This is a genomic window from Clostridium sardiniense (assembly GCF_019753795.1).
GTDB classification, from domain to species: Bacteria; Bacillota; Clostridia; order Clostridiales; family Clostridiaceae; genus Clostridium; species Clostridium sardiniense.
The window spans coordinates 198,946-217,170 of record NZ_JAIKTU010000002.1; the positions used below are offsets into that span (position 1 = coordinate 198,946).

The following is an 18,225-nucleotide window of genomic DNA, read 5'->3' on the forward strand; positions in this document are numbered from 1 at the left end:
ATCACCTTAAACATTTATTTACTATGAGATTTTATATTTATTTATTATTATGAAATTTAACCTTTATTATGGAACCTAACCATATCTATAACTACTACAAAACCTATTAATATTTCATTTATACTTTCATCATTAATTTCTAAAATGTATCTATCTCTTCCAAAGGTCAATTCTTTATAAAACTTTCCAATTGAAATACCATTTTTTATAATATCATAGCTTCTTCCTAAGATTCCCAAACCTTTTAATTCTATGTCTCCAATCTTTCCTGAAGCTCTATATTCAGGAATCATCAATTCTTTTTCAAGAACTCCTATACTATTACCTACTCCATTATATAGTTCATATTTGTGAGCACCAATTCTAATTTTTTGCTCTAAATATACATACTTCACATCCTTATTAGGGGAATATACAGATATATTTTTTCCTATATCAAATTTATCCGCTTCAACTAAATAGACCTCATTATCATGCTCATCATAAACATCAAATTTTGCTCCCATAGCAAATAATCTTTCTTTTATATAAAATCTTCTCATACTCCACTCCCTTTATATTAAAAAATATCACTCCTTATAACTATAAAAATATTAAATACTTTATAAGCTATACTACTTTTTATACCATATATATCTCTCTAATATATTTTAATTATTAATAACTTCATCTATAAATATATCAACATTATCCTTTGTTACTATTTCATGAGAATCTCTAATATACTTTCTATTTAGAATCATTTTATCTTCTTCTGTTCCTTCATATGTAGCTAACATATATGAAATATCAAAAATTTTTTCTGCTTGCGAATTAGCATCACTTAATACAGTGCCAGTTAAATATCCCTCTTTAATACACTTCATAGCTGCTTCTATCCCATCTACACCAACTACTACAGGCATATTGCTAGTTAAATTTAAATTTTTAAAGGCATCTATTGCACCTAAGGCCATCTCATCATTATTGCTAAATATAACCTCAATTTTACCTGCATACTTTTTTATCCAACTTTCTGTTTTCCCCTTGGCTTTTATTCTGTTCCAATCAGCTATATAGCTTTCAAGTTTCTCAACCTTAATGTCACCTTCTGAAAGCCTCTTTATACAATACTCAGTTCTTATTAACGCATCTTGATGATATTCCTCACCTTCTAACATTAAATACTGTATTTTCCCATCATTATTTTTATCTACACTTTTCTTATTTTTATTATACTTTTCTAATACAATATCAGCTTGCATTATTCCAGATTGTTCAGCTTGTGTTCCTATATAATATACCTTATCCCACATATTCATATCTTCTTCTACAGGTTCACGATTAAAAAATACTACTGGAATATCTGAGTTTTTGGCCCTATTAATAATAGATGAAGCTGACCTTCTATCAACAAGATTGATACACATTACATCATAATTTTGATTTATAAATTTATCTACTTGTTCATTTTGATTGTATTGATCACATTTTGCATCTTCTACAGTTAATGTAAATTTATACTCTCCTTCTTCCCCCTTCTCCTTTACTAATTCTTCTAAATTATCTACTATACTAGAAATAAAAATATCTGTTCCTTCATACACGCTAACCCCAATTTTTATTTCTTTTATCTCTTCATTTGTAGTTTTTTCCTTGCATCCAATAAATGTATTAGAGCTAACTAATAACACTATGGTTGATAAAGTTTTTAACCAAGATTTCATGGTTCCACTCTCCAAACTACCTTTATTATTTAACAAAAGGAAAAAGCAACTTCTCATTTCTCTCTGAATACATATTTCTCTTGTTTACAATAGAAAAATCTATATCTTTCTCTTTTACCTTATTATTTTTCAATTTATTTACGGCCATTTTCACACTCAAATACCCTAAATTAAATTCATTTTTTACTGCAACTGCATCTATTATATTTTCTTCTACATATGATAGTATTTTATTAGTTAATCCCACTCCATAAACCTCAAAATCACTATTATCCCTTTTATTTTCCATATATAAATCTTTTTTTATCTTTGCTATACACTCAAGTATTTCTGAATCAAAACTCACAATTACATCTACTTTATTAGCTTCTATATATTTTAATATTTCACTATACTGCTTATTCTCATCTTCACTTATTTTTACATACTTATATTTATTCTTTGTGTTATTTACTTCTTCAATAAATCCTTTATTTATTTCTTCTAAAGTCTCAAATTCTTCTTCATTTTCTAATATAACAAAATTCTCACTTGTATTTCCTCTTTGAATTATCTCTTCTGCCAAACTTTTACCTATATCGTAATCATTACATGATATATATGATAACTTCTTTTTTAAATCAATTTTGAAATCCATTAATATAACAGGTCCACTATAATTATGCTTATTTATTGCTTCCAAAATTTTCTCATAATCTACAGGTGATATGATTATGGCATCTATATCATCATTTATACATTTTTCTAGTAATTTATTTTGCTCCTCTATTTTGTTTTCTTTTGTAATTCTATAGATCTCTACTTCTACATTCATATCCTTTGATGCCTGATTAATCCCTTCACTTATAAATGTTAAATTATCATCTTTGCTTATATAGGCCATCTTATAAATAGGATTTTTATCATCTTCTGTATTTAAATATTTGAAAACTATTATAATAAAAAAAATAATTAATATAAAAAAGATTAAAAATAATATATTCCTTCTCTTTAATTTCATTTATTTTTATCCTCCATATTATAATAGTCACCATATTCTAAAGCCTTTATATGAATTCTAATAGTTGTTCCTTCATCAGGCTCACTATATACCTCCAATCCATACTCCTCTCCAAAATATAATTTAATCCTTTCATTAACATTTCTAAGTCCTACTCCTGAACCATTTCCTTTTATTTTTTTATTTTCCTTTAATAAAGACTCTACTACCTCTTCAGTCATTCCAAGTCCATTATCTATAACATCAATATACACATCTTCATTTATACTATATGCTTTTATAAATATCTCTCCATCTCCATCCATATAATCCATGCCGTGATATATAGCATTTTCAACTAATGGTTGTACTATAAGTTTTATACAAGATAAATTTAAAATTGAATCTTCAGCCTCTATCTTATAGCTAAACTTATTTTTGTAACGTATATTTTGTATTGTTAAATAATTTCTCACATGCTCTAGTTCATCTTTTAGCGTTATAACATTTTTTCCTTTACTTAGACTTATTCTAAAAAACCTTGCTAGAGCAGTAACCATAGTTATTGCGCCATCATACTTTTCACTTTCTATCATCCATATAATAGAATCTAATGTATTGTATAAGAAATGTGGATTTATTTGAGCTTGTAGTGCATCTAACTCACTTTTTCTTTTCGATTCCTGTTCTATTACTATATTTTTCATTAATGCATTAACTTGTGATACCATAGAATTTATTGCTTCTCCTAGATGTCTAACTTCATATGTCCCTTCAGTTGAAAAATCAATATTTAAAGCGCCTTCCTCAAAATCCTTAACTTTATTTTCTAAATTCTTAATTGGATTTGCAATTTTTGATGATACTAATATATTAATTATAGTTAAGATGAATATTCCAAAAAATATGCTGAATATAATAAATATTCTCATATGGCTATAGTTTGCCGTTATATCTGACATAGGAGTTACAGCTACTATCTTCCATCCGGTATATCCAACACTCTTAACCGTTACTAACCTTTTTTCTCTATCAAAAACTTCCGTGAAAGTTCCATCTTCATATTCTGCTGCCATTTTATTATTTTCTTTTATTAAATCTGAATATATCAGTTGTTGCCTTGGATGGTATATAATTTCTCCCTTTCCATCAGTTAAATACATATATCCTGATTTACTAATATCTATATTTTTAAAAATTTGTTCTATACCACTAAAATTCATATCAACTAGAAGTACTCCTTGACTTATTTCTCCATTAGAAGTAAGTTCAACCGCTCTACTTGAAGATACTACCCATCTATATTTATAACTTGGATCTTCGAATAAATTCTGTACATGTGGCGTAGAAAAATGTAAATTTCCCTTTTTATTTACAGCACTAGAAAACCATTCACTCTCCCTTGGGTCTACTGAAGATTTTAATTCCTTCATTGGGTAGCCAGCTATTACCTCCCCATACTCCGAAAATAATGTTATACTAACTAAAAAATCTTTATTTGTATCATAGATAAGTTCCATATCTCTACTTATATTATCAGAAGATAAATTAGATTTTTTTATGATATTGTAATAGACCCCATCTGATATTCTCATAATATTCCTTAAATAACTATCAAGGTTTAAATTTACTTGATTTACTATAGATTTATTATTTTTTGATATAATACTTTCATTTATATTTACAAATTTAATATATAATACTTGTCCAAGCGCAATCATTCCAGCAACTGCAATTATAGTAAATGAAATAGATATTATATACTTTATACTTTTATTTTTATAGAAATTGTTTAACTTTAAACTATTTAATCTCATATAGTTTACCTACTTAACTATTCCTATATTTTGATGGAGATACTCCAAATTTTTTCTTAAATACGTAACTAAAATAATTTGGCTCTAGATATCCAACCTTTTCAGCTATAACATACGATTTATAGTCTGTTGTATTTAACAAATTTACTGCAACCTCTAATCTCACAGTTGTTAAATAATTTATAAAACTAGTTCCAGTTTCTTTTTTAAATATTGTAGAAAAATAGGTTGGACTAACATGTAAATTTTTGCAAACCTTTTCTACAGACATATCACTATCACTATAATTTCTATCAATATATCTTTTTGCTTTATCCACAAGCAATTTTGATGAGTCTAACCTCTCTCTTTTTATTAGATAATTTATTTTTATAGACCTTTCTATAAACCATTCCTCTATATCATCTATTGAATCAAAGTTATCTAAATGACTATAGCAATTAAAATTTTCTCCAAAAACTTCATCTACACTTAAATTATAAGCCTGTGTCACCTTTAATAATGATGTCGTAATTTGTATTAAATAAATTTTATATTGATTAAATGGTAATAAAGATTTCTTTACTCTTATAAATAGTCTATGTACGGTTTCCCTTATTTCTTTAGCTCCTTTTATTTTAATAGAATTAAGTAGCTCTCTCTCATCATTCTCATCAAATTGTAATTGAACTGAATTATCTGGCTCTACATCATCTATATATATGGCTTTCCCTCTTCCCAGTACAATTCTATAATGAAGAGCATTTCTTGCCATCTTATAAGAGAATCTCATTTCGGAATAATCACTAGTTACTTGTCCAACTCCAGCTGAAACTCTTTTTCCAATTATACGCTCTGATGTTTTGCATACTTCATTTAATCCCTTTATAAACTTTAATATCTCTTCCTCACTCTTTAAATTGCCTATTACAACTATAGTTCCTGAGTATATAAAACTTATACAGTTACAGTAATCTATCATTACTTCGTCTAATATTTGTTTTATTGATATATTTATTAATTCTTCTTTTAATTCTTCTTCATCTATTTTTTCTTTTATGCTATCAGTATTTATTACTCCTACAGAAACAAAAGGAAAACTAAACTCTATTCCAAGTTCCTTAGCTTCCTTTTTTAATGATTCACTTCTTATTCTTCCTTCTATTGTTCCTACTAAGAATTTCTCCTTTAAAATAGGTAAACTTTCTTTATAATACTCATAAAGTTTCTCTACATTCTTTTTTTCATCATACTCTTTATCTATTTTATCTTTTAATGATTTTAACACTTCAATTAGCTCATTAGAGTTTATTGGCTTCAAAACATAATCTACTACATTTATTTTTATGGCTTTATGCGCATATTCTAATTCATCTGATCCTGAAAAAATTATAATTTTTGTAGATGGAAGACTATCTTTTATTTTTTCTCCTAATTCTAATCCATCCATAAACGGCATTTTTATATCTGTCATAATTATATCTGGCTGTAATCTCTCTGTTTTCTCTAATGCATCTTTACCATTTTCAGCATCACCTACAACTATAAAACCATACTTTTCCCAATCTATTTTTCTTATAATCCCTTGACGAATCTCTTCTTCATCATCGACTATTAAAACCTTATATAAATCCATACCCTTTTCTCCCATTATTTATACCCTTTTCATTTTAATGTAATTTATACCTTATAATAGATTATCTCATCATATTATTTGTTATTCAACATTTTATTCTTATTTTATAATAAAAATAAATATTAATTATGTATTTTCCAATAATATATAGTAATTCAAAACAATTTACTATAATTATATCTTTTAAATTTAAAATTTAAAAAGGATTGATAGAATAAAACTTAAGTTTTTTTCCATCAATCCTATTAATATCCACTATATTTTTATTTAATAACAATTCCTAAAGTTATAGCTAAACCTAACATAACTAATAATACAGTAATAAATCTATCCATATTTTTCAATGATACATCTATCTTTCCATATAAGCTATCTCTAATATTTCTTTTAGGTTCATTATTTTCTTTTTCTAAAATCTCTTGTTCTATATTATTGTTCTCCATAATATCTCTCCTATTACTTTTTAGCAAGATATTTTCTTACATCAAGTGAAACTGCTACTATTATAATTAAACCTCTTATTATAAATTGCCAGTAAGCATTTACTCCTATGAAGTTTAATCCATAGTTTATAACTTGAAGAAGTACTGTACCTATTAATACTCCAGGTATTGTACCAACCCCACCAGTAAATGATACTCCTCCAACTACGCAGGCTGATATAGCATCCAATTCATAGTTAAATCCTGTACTAGTAGTTGTAGAACCAGCTCTTGCAGCTTCTAAGAACCCTGCAATACCATATAATATACCTGATATTATAAATATAATCATAATATTCTTAGCTAAATTTACGCCAGATACTGCTGCAGCTTCTGGATTTCCACCTATAGCAAACATATTTTTTCCAAGTTTTGTTTTATTCCAAATAAACCACATAATTAATGCAATAATTGCTAAGTAAAAAATTAAATATGGAATTTCTATTGGTCCTAACTTTAAATTTCCTGTTACTAAATTTGTATATCTTTGGTCTAAGTTAGCAACTGGTTGCGCTCCTAATGGTGGTCTATCAATATAAAGACATGATGCACCATATGCAATAAGTTGCGTTCCTAAAGTAATTATAAATGCATGTACCTTTAATTTTGCAACACCAAATCCATTAACAGCTCCAAACATACCTCCAATTATCATGGCTACAATTAATGGCACAATTACTGGTAATTGTGGAAGGTCTGGATACATTCTTGATACATATGTTGTAGATTGTAATAATGATGCTGAAACTATTGCTGTAAATCCTAATATACGACCTGCTGAAAGGTCAGTTCCTTGTAATACTATAAGTCCCGCAACCCCTAGCGCTAGAATACCACGCGTTGAAGCTTGACTTAAAATATTAGTTAAGTTTTTAAATGAAAGGAATGATGGTTCTTTTATTACAAAGAAAACTATCATCATTGCTAGCACTATGTATAGCGCATAGTTTACCATAAACTTACTTACTTGTTCTTTATTCATTTTTACCTTTTCCATACTATCCCCCTAAGTTTTAAATATATTTAGCAGCCAATTCCATAATTTTTTCTTGATTAAGTTTACTTGTATCTTCTATTCCTGCTAATCTACCATTTGACATTACAAGAATTCTGTCACATATTCCAAGAAGCTCTGGCATTTCAGAAGAAACAACAATAATCCCCTTCTCCTTATTAGCTAAATCTATTATTAATTGATATATCTCATATTTTGCACCAACATCAATTCCTCTTGTAGGCTCATCTAAAAGTAATACCTCTGGATTTGTTAATAACCATCTACCTATTATTACTTTTTGCTGATTACCTCCTGACAAATTCTTAATTTGTGTCTTTTGATTAGGTGTCTTAACTTTCATACTGTCAATAACCCACTTAGTATCTTCTACCATTTTTTTATTATCTAATACTCCACCCTTACTATAATTATCTATATTAGCAATCATGGTATTAAATTTTATATCAAGGCCTCCAAAAATCCCTGTTGCTCTACGTTCCTCTGTTAGTAATGCAAAACCATTTTTTATAGCGGTTCTTGAATTTTTATTATTTACACTTTTTCCGTGTAATTTTATTTCGCCCGCACTATGTGATTCAATTCCAAAGATAGTTTCAAGTAACTCTGTTCTCTTAGACCCAACCAGTCCTGCAACTCCAAGAATTTCTCCTTTTCTTAACTCAAAAGAAACATCTTTTACTGATTGATTACTTGATCCTGTAAGATTTTTAACTTCTAATATCATCTCACCAGGCTTATTTGTTTTTGGTGGAAAACGATTTGTTAAATCACGTCCAACCATAAGCTTTATTATCTTATCTGTGGTTAAACCTTTTGAAGGTATTGTATCAATCCATTTTCCATCACGCATAATGGTTACATCATCAGATATCTGAAGTATTTCTTCCATCTTATGTGATATATAAATTATTCCGCATCCTTTATCTCTTAACTTATTAATTATTTTAAATAGATGATTAACTTCCTCTTGAGTTAATGATGATGTAGGCTCATCAAGAACTAATATTTTTGCATTATATGATGCAGCTTTTGCAATTTCAACCATCTGCCTTTGTGAAACAGATAGTTTTGCCATCTTAACTTTTGGATTTACATCTATATCTAATTCATCGAAGATTTTTTTAGTCTCCTCGAACATTATTTTCTGACTTATAATTCCTTTATTACTTGGATATCTTCCAAGCCAAATATTATCCATAACATCTCTTTGTAATACTTGATTTAACTCTTGGTGTACCATTGATACTCCATTTTCCATAGCTTGTTTAGGATTAGAAAATTTACATTTTTGCCCTTCAATTAAAATTTCTCCCTCATCTTCTATATAAACTCCAAATAGACATTTCATTAAAGTTGATTTACCTGCTCCATTTTCACCCATTAAAGCATGTACCGTTCCAGGACGAACTTTAAGCTGAACACCATCTAGTGCTTTTACCCCTGGGAAGCTTTTAGATATATTATTCATCTCTAATACATATTTAAATTTTTCCATAACCTTCGCTCTCACCACTTTTCTGCTTATTTTAAGTTGCACTATATTACATACATAATATAGTGCAACTTTTTATTTTTAATTATTTAATTTATTTATTAGTATATGGTTGGTATGGTATACGAACTGAAACTCCTGTATCATCAAATTTATAATCAGTTCCTTCTATAGCACTTTTACCTTCGGCTAAATTCATACCACATTTATAAAGAGCCGTTGCCATTGCTTCTGCATCTTGAAGTACAGAACCTGTCATGAATCCTTTAGATATAAGATCTTGTGCTGCTGCTGTAGCATCAACACCAACTACTGGTATAGTCTTTTTAGCATCACCATTGTTATATCCTTTGGCTTGTAATGCTGCTATAGCACCTTGAGCCATACCATCATTATTTGCAATTACAACTTCAACCTCATCATTATATCTTGAAAGCCAAGCTTCAGTAGCATTTTGAGCTAATGCTTGATCCCAGTTACATACTTGATTTGCTAATTCCTTTGTCTTTATACCAGCTTCTTCAATTGTTGAAACTGAGAATTTAGTTCTTGCAATAGCTTCTGGATTATCTGGTTCTCCTTTAAGCATTACATATTGCATTACTCCATCACCATTTTTGTCTAAATCCTTATTTGCTTTCCATTGATCTGCAAGTATTTTTCCTTGTAATACTCCAGCCTCTTTAGCATTTGTTCCTACAAATATAGACTTATCAAATGATTTTATAGCATCTGTTGTAGCTGGTTCTCTATTAAATAAAACTACTGGAACATCTGCAGCTTTTATTTTATCTACAACAGTTTGAGCAGCTCCTGTATCAACTAAATTTACCATTAAAAGATCATTATCTTTTTGTAACAATGTATCAATACTATCATTTTGAGTAGCTTGGTCACCTTTTCCATCATAGAAAGTAAATTCAACTTTTCCTTCATTATCCTTTTGAATCTTTTCTAAGCTCTGACGAACAGTTGAAATATAAGTATCATCAAATTTGTATAAGCATACCCCTACTTTTACCGCTTTTCCTGAGTCTGCTCCCCCCTCTTTTTTATCATCACTGCCACTACAACCTGCAAGTGCTCCTCCAAGCATCATAGTTGCCATAGCTATGGCAAGTACTTTTTTTAGTTTTATCATTTTTAACCCCTCCATACATATTTTTGATTTTGTTTACGTTTTCATTATAGATAAATTTACCATCTTATTCCATACAAATTTCTTAACATTTCTATCGAATTTCTATGATATTTTATATAAATTATTATTTAAAAGCATAAAAAGACATCACCTTTCTAGGTAATGTCTTTTCTAATCTTATAAATTATTTTAGGTAAGATTCTAAAACTTTCCTAACTCTTGGAGTAACTGCATGAGATCCTCCTTGATCCTTTACATCCTCAAGAATCATTGATATTGCAATCTTTGAATTCTTTGTATCAACTGCTACAAACCATCCATTTTCTTTGCCCTTTGTATCATTTTGTTTTTCTTTTATTTCTGCTGTTCCAGTTTTACCTGCAAGGCTTATTCCAGGTATCTTTGCATCTGTTGCAGTTCCTCCAGCATCATTAATTGGAGCTTCAAAAGCTTTTATTATGTCTGGCATATATTTTGAATCTATAGCACCTTTCTTCCAAACCTTTGCATCTCCATTTATACTTGTAACTAATCTTGGTTGCATTATATCTCCACCATTTCCAATAGCACTATATGCTAACGCCATATTTAATGGTGTAACCATTACTTGACCTTGTCCATAACCACTGTCCGCTAAAGCTATATCATCTTTAATCTTTCCATCATTTGATATTTGAGAATCTGCCATTGGATATCCAAATTCCATCTTTTCCCCTATACCAAATTTCTTAGCACCTTCTATAAATTTATTTGCTCCAATATCTAATGCAGCTTGTGCAAAATAAATATTATCTGAATACTTAACAGCATCAACTAAATTAACAGGCTTTCCTGGATCATCTACCCTTGTTACTTTATAATCTCCCCATGAGCTATCTTTTTGCCAAGTAGTTCCTTTTATATCCTTTGCTTGATCTGGCTTAATTACTCCATCCTCTAAGCCAGTAGTTGCTGTTATTAACTTAAATGTTGAACCTGGTGAGTATGCTTTATTGAATCTATTTTCTTGTGCTGCATACTTTGTATCTTCAAGTTCTTTCTTTTGAGTCTTTGTCATATATGTTGTATACATATTTGAATCATATGAAGGTGCACTAACCATAGCAAGTACTTCTCCTGTTTTTGGATTCACCGCTGTTGATGCTCCCTTTTCTCCATTCATTTCATCATATACCTTACTTTGAAGTTTTGAATCTATAGAAAGTTTTATATCTTTTCCATTTTCAGCATCTTTCTTTGCTACTGATATTTTTTCATTTCCTCTTTCTATATATATTTCTCCACCATTTTTCTTTCTTAATGTATCTTCATATACTTGTTCTAATCCACTTTTACCAATTATACTACTTGAAGTATAACCCTTGTCCTTCATTTTCTCTAATTCTTCTGCTGTTATTGGTCCTATATATCCTACAAGTCTACCAAAGGCTTCTCCACCATTGTATATTCTAGAAGTTGTATTTTGAATCATTATACCTTCTGTATCACGATTTTCTAACTTTTTAACTCTATCGTCTGTTGGAAGTATCTTTACGATTTCAACAAAGTTTCCTGGGTTCTTATTAGCCTCAAGCTTTTTCTTTATAGTATCTTCACTTATATCAAGAACTTTTGCCATTTCACTTATTTTTTTATCCTGATTTTCTTTAACAAATACCGCTGGATGTATACCTACCACATCAACTTTTCCATCTTCTGCTAAGGCTTTTCCATCTCTATCTAATATCTTACCTCTAGTGGCAGCAAAAGTTTCAACTTTTACTTTATCACCTTCAACCATTTGAGGTAATATTAAATTATCATTCCATTTAATTTTATAGTCTTTATCATCTTTTGCTACTATTGCTTTAAAATCCTTTAATTCTACTTTTCCAGCTACAGTGTCCATAGTTAATGTAAATGGTATAGATACTCCACCATCAACCTTTTCTGCTTCACCTGGTTCAATTGCCATGTTGCTAGCCCCCATAGCCCCGTATATATTACTGAACCTGTTAACAAATTCTTCCTCTGTAATCTTACTTTTAGACTCTGTAGTAAGCATTTCGTACATTCCTTTATAATCTTTTTCTATCCATTTTTGTTTATATGTATTAAATGCATCTTTCTCTTTATCAGTTCCGCAACTAACCATAAACATAGATAGTCCTAGTAGCATAATTAATGCTAAGATTATCTTTTTAGAAATCTTCATTATTTATCCCTCCATCTTCCATAATCATCTGAATTATACCATATTAATTTTAACCCCCTCAAGTTTTTAAATCCATATCATGAAAATTTTTACATAATATCTTTTCAAATAAACCTTTTTCGACATAAAAAATACCATATAATAAGCTAATATATGGTATACTTCTCTAATTATTATATTTTTGTAAATAAATTTGCTAAAACTTAACTTTTAATTTCTCTCTTTAATCTTTCTATTTCATCATCCTTATCTTTAATTAAATTCTTATATTCCTTTTCCTTAACATCCCATTCTTTACTAAGCGTATTTATTAATGATGCCATCTCATCAGCACTCCCTACAATTCTATTGAATAAAAGTAAATTTGACTTTAGTATTTCTGGAATTTCATTATGAGAATATCTAAGTCTATGGTCAATTTCTCCATATCCCTCTTCAAAAATTGTTCTAACTTGTATCTCTGCAATTACTTTTTGACTTGTAGGATAAAATTCTACTAAGTAATGTACTGACCTATAACCTGATTGTCTAGATCTAACTTCTATATTTAAATCGTCAAATATTTTTGTATTGTCTCCATCTCTAACATTTGCTGTTATCTCTATTACCTTCCAAGTTTTAATAATAAAATCATGAATTGACTCCCATTGATCTTTAAAAATATGTATAACTCTTATTCCTATTAGATCATTTATTTCATTTTTATAATTATTCGCTGTAAACTTAAAATCTTTTCCGTATTTTTCTTTTCTATCAGCAGTTTTTCTTATTACTTTTTCTATTAATCTATCAGGTGCCTTAACTCTTGACTTAACAGAATGTACGTTATCATTTGAACGTAGTATATTTGCTATAAAGTTTGCTTGATTCTCATAGGAATCTTTATATTTTATATAATCATTATATATTTCTTCTAAATCTTTAGCCTTAATATTATTATCATTAATAAACTCTGTACAATATGGATATTTAATTAAAAATTCTTCAATATTAAACTTACTCTTCATCTTAATGCTCCTATTAAACCAAAGTTTTTTATTTTATTATAACACTAAACTTATTAAAATCTTCATACTCAAATCATATAAATACCAATTTCTAAATTTTTTATTGATACAAATATACTTTATTTAAATTCTTTCTCTTAATTATCTATTTATAATAATAATTTAAAATTAATAGCAATATTTTATATATAAGATTAATTATTTAAGAGGTTTAATAAAATGAGTTTAATATATCTTTTTTTAATATATCCCCGTTATTATAAACATATAAATTCAGTTAAATGTAATCCAATATTATTGTTATTACTATTATCTTTATATAATAATAATTGTAATAGTACAAATTTTAGATCATATAAAGTCAAAAATCATACATCTACTGTAGATAAAAATTATAAAACCTATAATAAAAATAAAGATAATACTATTAACAATTATAATTCTAATACAACTTATAATAATTGCTATGATTCTAGTAATATTAATACTAAAGCTTATATAAATAGAAAACTTAATCATAAAAAGCCAACTTTTAAATCAACTAATAAATTAACCACTACGCCTAAAGATATTAATAAAAATGATTTAATTGACTATAATAATACATTATTTAAGGCATACGATTCATCAAATACTAGTAATGATATTATAGATGAAACTATAAATAATACTACAGACATTAAACATAACATCAACAATTCAAATTCAGACAATATTTGTGCTACTAATATTACTGATACCACATCCTATAAAAATATAAAAAACAGTAATGAAAAGTCCCCTTTAAACTCAACTACTCCATACACAGATATAAACATAGATAATTTAGCTTATTATAGTGATGAATTATTTAAATTCTTCGATTTATTAGATAGTAATAATGATATTGTATATGAAAATATAAATAATACTACGGATGATAATCATAATGATATTAACCCTAGTGCTGATCATTTAAATTCAGATTGTATTCTTAATTCAGATATTATTGATACTAATGATTGCCTAGATAAAGAATCTAATAGTAAAAAGTCGACTTTAAAATCACCTAACAAATCAAATACTGCATCTGAAGATATTAATACAAGTGATTTAATTAATTGTAATGATAAATCATTTAAATCCTGTGATTTATTGAATACTATCAATGATGCTAATGATAGTATTGAAGAGAATATAAATAATCATAAGGATATTAGCCATAGTATTGATCATTCAAATTCAGATTGTATTGATAGTTCAGATATTATTGATACCAAAGACTACCTAGATAAAGAGTCAACTTTAAAATCACCTAATAAATTAATTACTGCATCTGAAGATATTAATACAAGTTATTTAATTGATTGTAATGATAAATCATCCGATTCATTAAATACTAGCCATTCTAATACAGAAAATATTGAAGATAATAATATTAACCATAACACTGATGACTTTGTATCTAATTGCCAATTTAAGACTTCTAACAAAAGTAATCTTAATAAAATTACCAATACTATTAAACATATTGATAATTCAACTCATATTAATAACTGCTATTTATCTAATAAGACAACCTATGATAATTTTAATATAGCTGAAGATATTAATCGTACATTTAAATTGCCTACATTACTAATTAAATGTGATATCTCTGATTCATTTAAAGGGGATATAAAATTCTGTAATTACATAGCCTCAATAAATGATATAAAAAATAAATTAGTAATAACATCTAATTTACTGCTACTAGATGTTACTAAAAGAGATAGAGGTACATTATTTTTAGATGGTTATTTAGAAACTGATATAGATTACTCTATACCTTTAGAACTTAAAGTTCCACTCATATGTAAACACAGTAATTTTCTTCTTAGAAGTCCACTTAATATTTCAGTTCCTATTGAACTTCAATATACTGTGCCTAGTGAAGAAAATGCTTTTAGCGATTTAGATTTATCACTAGTTAAATCGTCTTTTAATATAAAAACTGACCTTTGCGAAGATCTTTTGTTAGAAGATTGTATATCTGTATATAAAGGCTGTGAACTGACTATTATAGTAAATTATTATATAGAAGTTTTTAAGAATGAAGTATTTCATTATTAATCTTTTAGAATATTTTGTCACTTCTTGTATTGTTTTTAATAATATATATTATACGTTTAGTATAAGACAAAAGATTATTATGAGGTGATAAAATGAGTTCCAAATGTGAAAAAAATTTCCCTGTATGTTCAGATAATATAGATGTAGATGTTACTAATTTCCCAGCAAATACTGATGAAAAGTGCAAAAAAGATTATCATAAAGAAGAAGATAAAAAATGTGATTATTATGTAAAAGCAAAAGTTCTTAGAAAAGTAGCAGAAGCTAAAATAACTCAACCTATAACTGATTCAATATTTATCCCTGAATCATTTTTTAGCATAAAACGTATCTCTAGAAGAGTTGTATTAACTCAATGTTTCGTAGTACCAGAGAAAAAAGAACGTGATTATTATAAACATGATTATTATGATCATGATGAATGTAATGCACATCTTTTTGTTGAAGGATTTATTCTAAAAAATGTAGAATATGCAACTCCATCTGCTGACCAAGATCCAGCTGATCCTTGTGAAGATTGTCTTGCTATGAGAAATGATTATAACGATTTAACAGCAAAAGTTAAATTCAACTTCTCTGTTCCTATAAAATTAGAAGATGCAGATCTTGCTGAGAATATTAAGAATAAAGAAACTGCTATACTAAAAGATTGTATGAAACCTTGCGATAAAGGTAGCATGAGCGAATCAGATTGTGAAAGAATTCATTATCAATCTGTTGAACTACAAGAACCTTTTACTTGTGAATTAGACAAGTATCAAATTTCTGAAGCTGTTATAAGTAAAACAGCTTGTAATACAACTGACCCTGATCTATTTGACACAGTAGTTGAAAAATTAACATTAAAATTAAATATATCTATTTTCCAACTTCAAACTAAAAAAATAGAAGTTCATCACGATAAATAAAACTTCACTAAACTTTATAGATTAATATTTTAATATAATATAAGCTATAAGTATACTTTTAAATTTAGTGCAACACTCTAATAATGTATAACATTTTAGTGTTGCACTTTTTAGTCTTGTACTTAATAATATTAATTATTTAAACACATTTATATTAGTGCTTTCCTATTTATATCTTAATTTTTATAATAATTCTATATTTTTATTAATATTTTATATAGAAGACCAATTATATAAAGGATTGCATATGAATCCAATTTATTTATTAATATTTTATATTATTGCTTACAAAGATAAAAATAGAATTAATACACTTCCATTTGTAGCACTAATTTTAATTTATAATAATATACTTCAAAATAAATTTAATAACCCAAAGACTAAATCACAGAAGAACCTTAATTTTTATAATACTAATAATGATTTAAATGATAAACCTATTAAACAACCTAAAGAACTTAAAAACAATTTAATATATACCAATTATAATAAATCCACTTATGATCACTATGATAAAATTAATATAGATGCTCTTGTAGACTCATGTAAAATACTATATAAACCATTACCCCTAGAGAGAAATTACATAAGAGATTATATTGCTTCTACTGATATTATCCCAGATGATAATTCTACTTTTAAAGCGTCAATTCATTTAAATAGTACCATTAGTAACAATTCTTCTAATATTAGCACTAACCTAAAAGACACAGAAAACATAAAATTTAATTATTATAATAAAGATAATAATATAATTTTAACTCCATCTAAAAAGCCAAAATTTAATATAAGTAAAGGAAGTGCAAAATTTAATTCACTTTATATAAAGAAAGTATACACTGATATAAGCCATATCAATAAAGCTACTTGGATAAGAAATCCTAAAATCAATGAAACTATTAACCTAGATAATAATAATTTTAATATATCTGAAGATAGTATTTGTAAATTCACATTGCCAACATCAATAATTAAATGTTATATCTCAGATTTATTTAAAGTAACTATTGATTTCTTTGCTTATATAGATTCCATTTCTGATATTAGAAGTAATTTAATTGTTACATCTAATTTAAGTAATTTAAGCTTATTAGATATTTATGATAAAAATAAGGGAGTTTTATTTTTTGATGGTTATCTAGAAGTAACCGTAGATTATTCTATTCCATTAAACCATATACTTCCGCTTAAATGTGATAATAGTAATTGTATAATAACTATACCTTTTAGTATATCTGGTCCTATAGATTTAGAATATACTACTCCTTTTTTAAAAAATTCTTTTAATAATTTAGATATTTCTTTAACCGAGGTATCATTTAATGTAGAAAAAGATTTTTCTAAAGAAAAAAAATTGGATGATTCAATATCATTATATAAAAAATGTGACTTAACTTTAGATGTTAAATATTCTTTAGAAATATTCAAAAATGAATTATTTAATTACTAATTATTTAACATAAAATAATTAAGCCTTATTGAGATAATTTACCTCAATAAGGCTTAATTAATGATAATTTAAATCTAATCATCACTGCATACACACATACTATTCATTATTTTTATTATTTCTTCTTTTGAAAGTGATTTATAATATTTATCATAATGATCTTCTGAGCAGAAAGTTCCTATTTTATTTTTATAACCTTCTCCTTTGATCCCCTTTTTGCAATACAAACATTTTTCCATGCATTATTCATCTCCATTAATTTTAATAATTTTATCATTTATTCTTTAACTTTATCTTACTACTAACCATTAATTTTATAAAGTAA

General features: G+C 27.1%; 15 protein-coding genes. 3 read left to right on the forward strand and 12 right to left on the reverse strand.

From position 1 onward, the window contains the following. Positions 1–56: 56 nt before the first annotated feature. The 11 genes from K5V21_RS02730 to K5V21_RS02780 form a co-directional block, all read right to left on the reverse strand. Positions 57–542 (reverse strand): LURP-one-related/scramblase family protein, encoded by a 486-nt coding sequence (locus K5V21_RS02730; protein ID WP_221858927.1) that lies wholly within the window; start codon positions 540–542, stop codon positions 57–59. Between the two features lie 108 nt (positions 543–650). Next, a complete protein-coding gene (locus K5V21_RS02735; protein ID WP_221858928.1) occupies positions 651–1,706 on the reverse strand; it encodes a galactose ABC transporter substrate-binding protein in 1,056 nt (351 codons plus the stop codon). A gap of 25 nt (positions 1,707–1,731) precedes the next feature. Next, entirely contained in the window at positions 1,732–2,706 is a 975-nt protein-coding gene (locus K5V21_RS02740) for a substrate-binding domain-containing protein (RefSeq protein ID WP_221858929.1), read from the reverse strand. After that, a complete protein-coding gene (locus K5V21_RS02745; RefSeq protein WP_221858930.1) occupies positions 2,703–4,502 on the reverse strand; it encodes a sensor histidine kinase in 1,800 nt (599 codons plus the stop codon). The genes K5V21_RS02740 and K5V21_RS02745 overlap by 4 nt, the downstream gene beginning before the upstream one ends. A gap of 13 nt (positions 4,503–4,515) precedes the next feature. Continuing rightward, positions 4,516–6,117: a response regulator gene (locus tag K5V21_RS02750; protein WP_221858931.1), complete on the reverse strand. Its 1,602-nt coding sequence runs from the start codon at positions 6,115–6,117 to the stop codon at positions 4,516–4,518. A gap of 263 nt (positions 6,118–6,380) precedes the next feature. Then, positions 6,381–6,560, reverse strand: coding sequence for a hypothetical protein (locus tag K5V21_RS02755; protein WP_221858932.1), 180 nt, complete (start codon positions 6,558–6,560; stop codon positions 6,381–6,383). Between the two features lie 13 nt (positions 6,561–6,573). Then, the gene (gene mglC / locus K5V21_RS02760; protein ID WP_221858933.1) at positions 6,574–7,596 is read right to left on the reverse strand and encodes a galactose/methyl galactoside ABC transporter permease MglC; all 1,023 of its coding nucleotides are present in this window, start codon (positions 7,594–7,596) and stop codon (positions 6,574–6,576) included. Positions 7,597–7,612: 16 nt separating this feature from the next. Further along, positions 7,613–9,112: a galactose/methyl galactoside ABC transporter ATP-binding protein MglA gene (gene mglA / locus K5V21_RS02765; RefSeq protein ID WP_221858934.1), complete on the reverse strand. Its 1,500-nt coding sequence runs from the start codon at positions 9,110–9,112 to the stop codon at positions 7,613–7,615. A 91-nt stretch (positions 9,113–9,203) separates the two neighbouring features. Next, a complete protein-coding gene (locus tag K5V21_RS02770; protein WP_221858935.1) occupies positions 9,204–10,250 on the reverse strand; it encodes a galactose ABC transporter substrate-binding protein in 1,047 nt (348 codons plus the stop codon). Between the two features lie 184 nt (positions 10,251–10,434). Then, positions 10,435–12,444, reverse strand: coding sequence for a penicillin-binding transpeptidase domain-containing protein (locus tag K5V21_RS02775; RefSeq protein ID WP_221858936.1), 2,010 nt, complete (start codon positions 12,442–12,444; stop codon positions 10,435–10,437). A 203-nt stretch (positions 12,445–12,647) separates the two neighbouring features. After that, positions 12,648–13,451, reverse strand: a complete 804-nt coding sequence (locus tag K5V21_RS02780) for a RelA/SpoT domain-containing protein (RefSeq protein ID WP_221858937.1) — start codon at positions 13,449–13,451, stop codon at positions 12,648–12,650. Positions 13,452–13,670: 219 nt separating this feature from the next. On the opposite strand from K5V21_RS02780, the gene K5V21_RS02785 reads away from it, so the two are divergent. The 3 genes from K5V21_RS02785 to K5V21_RS02795 all read left to right on the forward strand — a co-directional run bounded on the left by K5V21_RS02785 (position 13,671) and on the right by K5V21_RS02795 (position 17,900). Further along, positions 13,671–15,542 (forward strand): hypothetical protein, encoded by a 1,872-nt coding sequence (locus K5V21_RS02785; RefSeq protein ID WP_221858938.1) that lies wholly within the window; start codon positions 13,671–13,673, stop codon positions 15,540–15,542. Between the two features lie 92 nt (positions 15,543–15,634). Continuing rightward, complete coding sequence (locus tag K5V21_RS02790; protein WP_221858939.1) at positions 15,635–16,450, forward strand: DUF7852 domain-containing protein; 816 nt, start codon at positions 15,635–15,637, stop codon at positions 16,448–16,450. Positions 16,451–16,697: 247 nt separating this feature from the next. Further along, positions 16,698–17,900 (forward strand): hypothetical protein, encoded by a 1,203-nt coding sequence (locus tag K5V21_RS02795; RefSeq protein ID WP_221858940.1) that lies wholly within the window; start codon positions 16,698–16,700, stop codon positions 17,898–17,900. 74 nt (positions 17,901–17,974) lie between these two features. Here the strand turns inward: K5V21_RS02795 and K5V21_RS02800 are convergent, their stop codons facing one another. Then, positions 17,975–18,139 (reverse strand): hypothetical protein, encoded by a 165-nt coding sequence (locus tag K5V21_RS02800; RefSeq protein ID WP_221858941.1) that lies wholly within the window; start codon positions 18,137–18,139, stop codon positions 17,975–17,977. Positions 18,140–18,225 lie beyond the last annotated feature (86 nt).

Bases quoted from the DNA above. Each gene is read 5' to 3' on its own strand.
- K5V21_RS02735 (WP_221858928.1), bottom strand. From the start codon at position 1,706: ATGAAATCTTGGTTAAAAACTTTATCAACCATAGTGTTATTAGTTAGC.
- K5V21_RS02750 (WP_221858931.1), bottom strand. From the start codon at position 6,117: ATGGATTTATATAAGGTTTTAATAGTCGATGATGAAGAAGAGATTCGT.
- K5V21_RS02730 (WP_221858927.1), bottom strand. From the start codon at position 542: ATGAGAAGATTTTATATAAAAGAAAGATTATTTGCTATGGGAGCAAAA.
- mglC (WP_221858933.1), bottom strand. From the start codon at position 7,596: ATGGAAAAGGTAAAAATGAATAAAGAACAAGTAAGTAAGTTTATGGTA.
- K5V21_RS02775 (WP_221858936.1), bottom strand. From the start codon at position 12,444: ATGAAGATTTCTAAAAAGATAATCTTAGCATTAATTATGCTACTAGGA.
- K5V21_RS02770 (WP_221858935.1), bottom strand. From the start codon at position 10,250: ATGATAAAACTAAAAAAAGTACTTGCCATAGCTATGGCAACTATGATG.
- K5V21_RS02780 (WP_221858937.1), bottom strand. From the start codon at position 13,451: ATGAAGAGTAAGTTTAATATTGAAGAATTTTTAATTAAATATCCATAT.
- K5V21_RS02795 (WP_221858940.1), top strand. From the start codon at position 16,698: ATGAATCCAATTTATTTATTAATATTTTATATTATTGCTTACAAAGAT.
- K5V21_RS02785 (WP_221858938.1), top strand. From the start codon at position 13,671: ATGAGTTTAATATATCTTTTTTTAATATATCCCCGTTATTATAAACAT.
- K5V21_RS02755 (WP_221858932.1), bottom strand. From the start codon at position 6,560: ATGGAGAACAATAATATAGAACAAGAGATTTTAGAAAAAGAAAATAAT.
- K5V21_RS02790 (WP_221858939.1), top strand. From the start codon at position 15,635: ATGAGTTCCAAATGTGAAAAAAATTTCCCTGTATGTTCAGATAATATA.
- K5V21_RS02745 (WP_221858930.1), bottom strand. From the start codon at position 4,502: ATGAGATTAAATAGTTTAAAGTTAAACAATTTCTATAAAAATAAAAGT.
- K5V21_RS02800 (WP_221858941.1), bottom strand. From the start codon at position 18,139: ATGGAAAAATGTTTGTATTGCAAAAAGGGGATCAAAGGAGAAGGTTAT.
- K5V21_RS02740 (WP_221858929.1), bottom strand. From the start codon at position 2,706: ATGAAATTAAAGAGAAGGAATATATTATTTTTAATCTTTTTTATATTA.
- mglA (WP_221858934.1), bottom strand. From the start codon at position 9,112: ATGGAAAAATTTAAATATGTATTAGAGATGAATAATATATCTAAAAGC.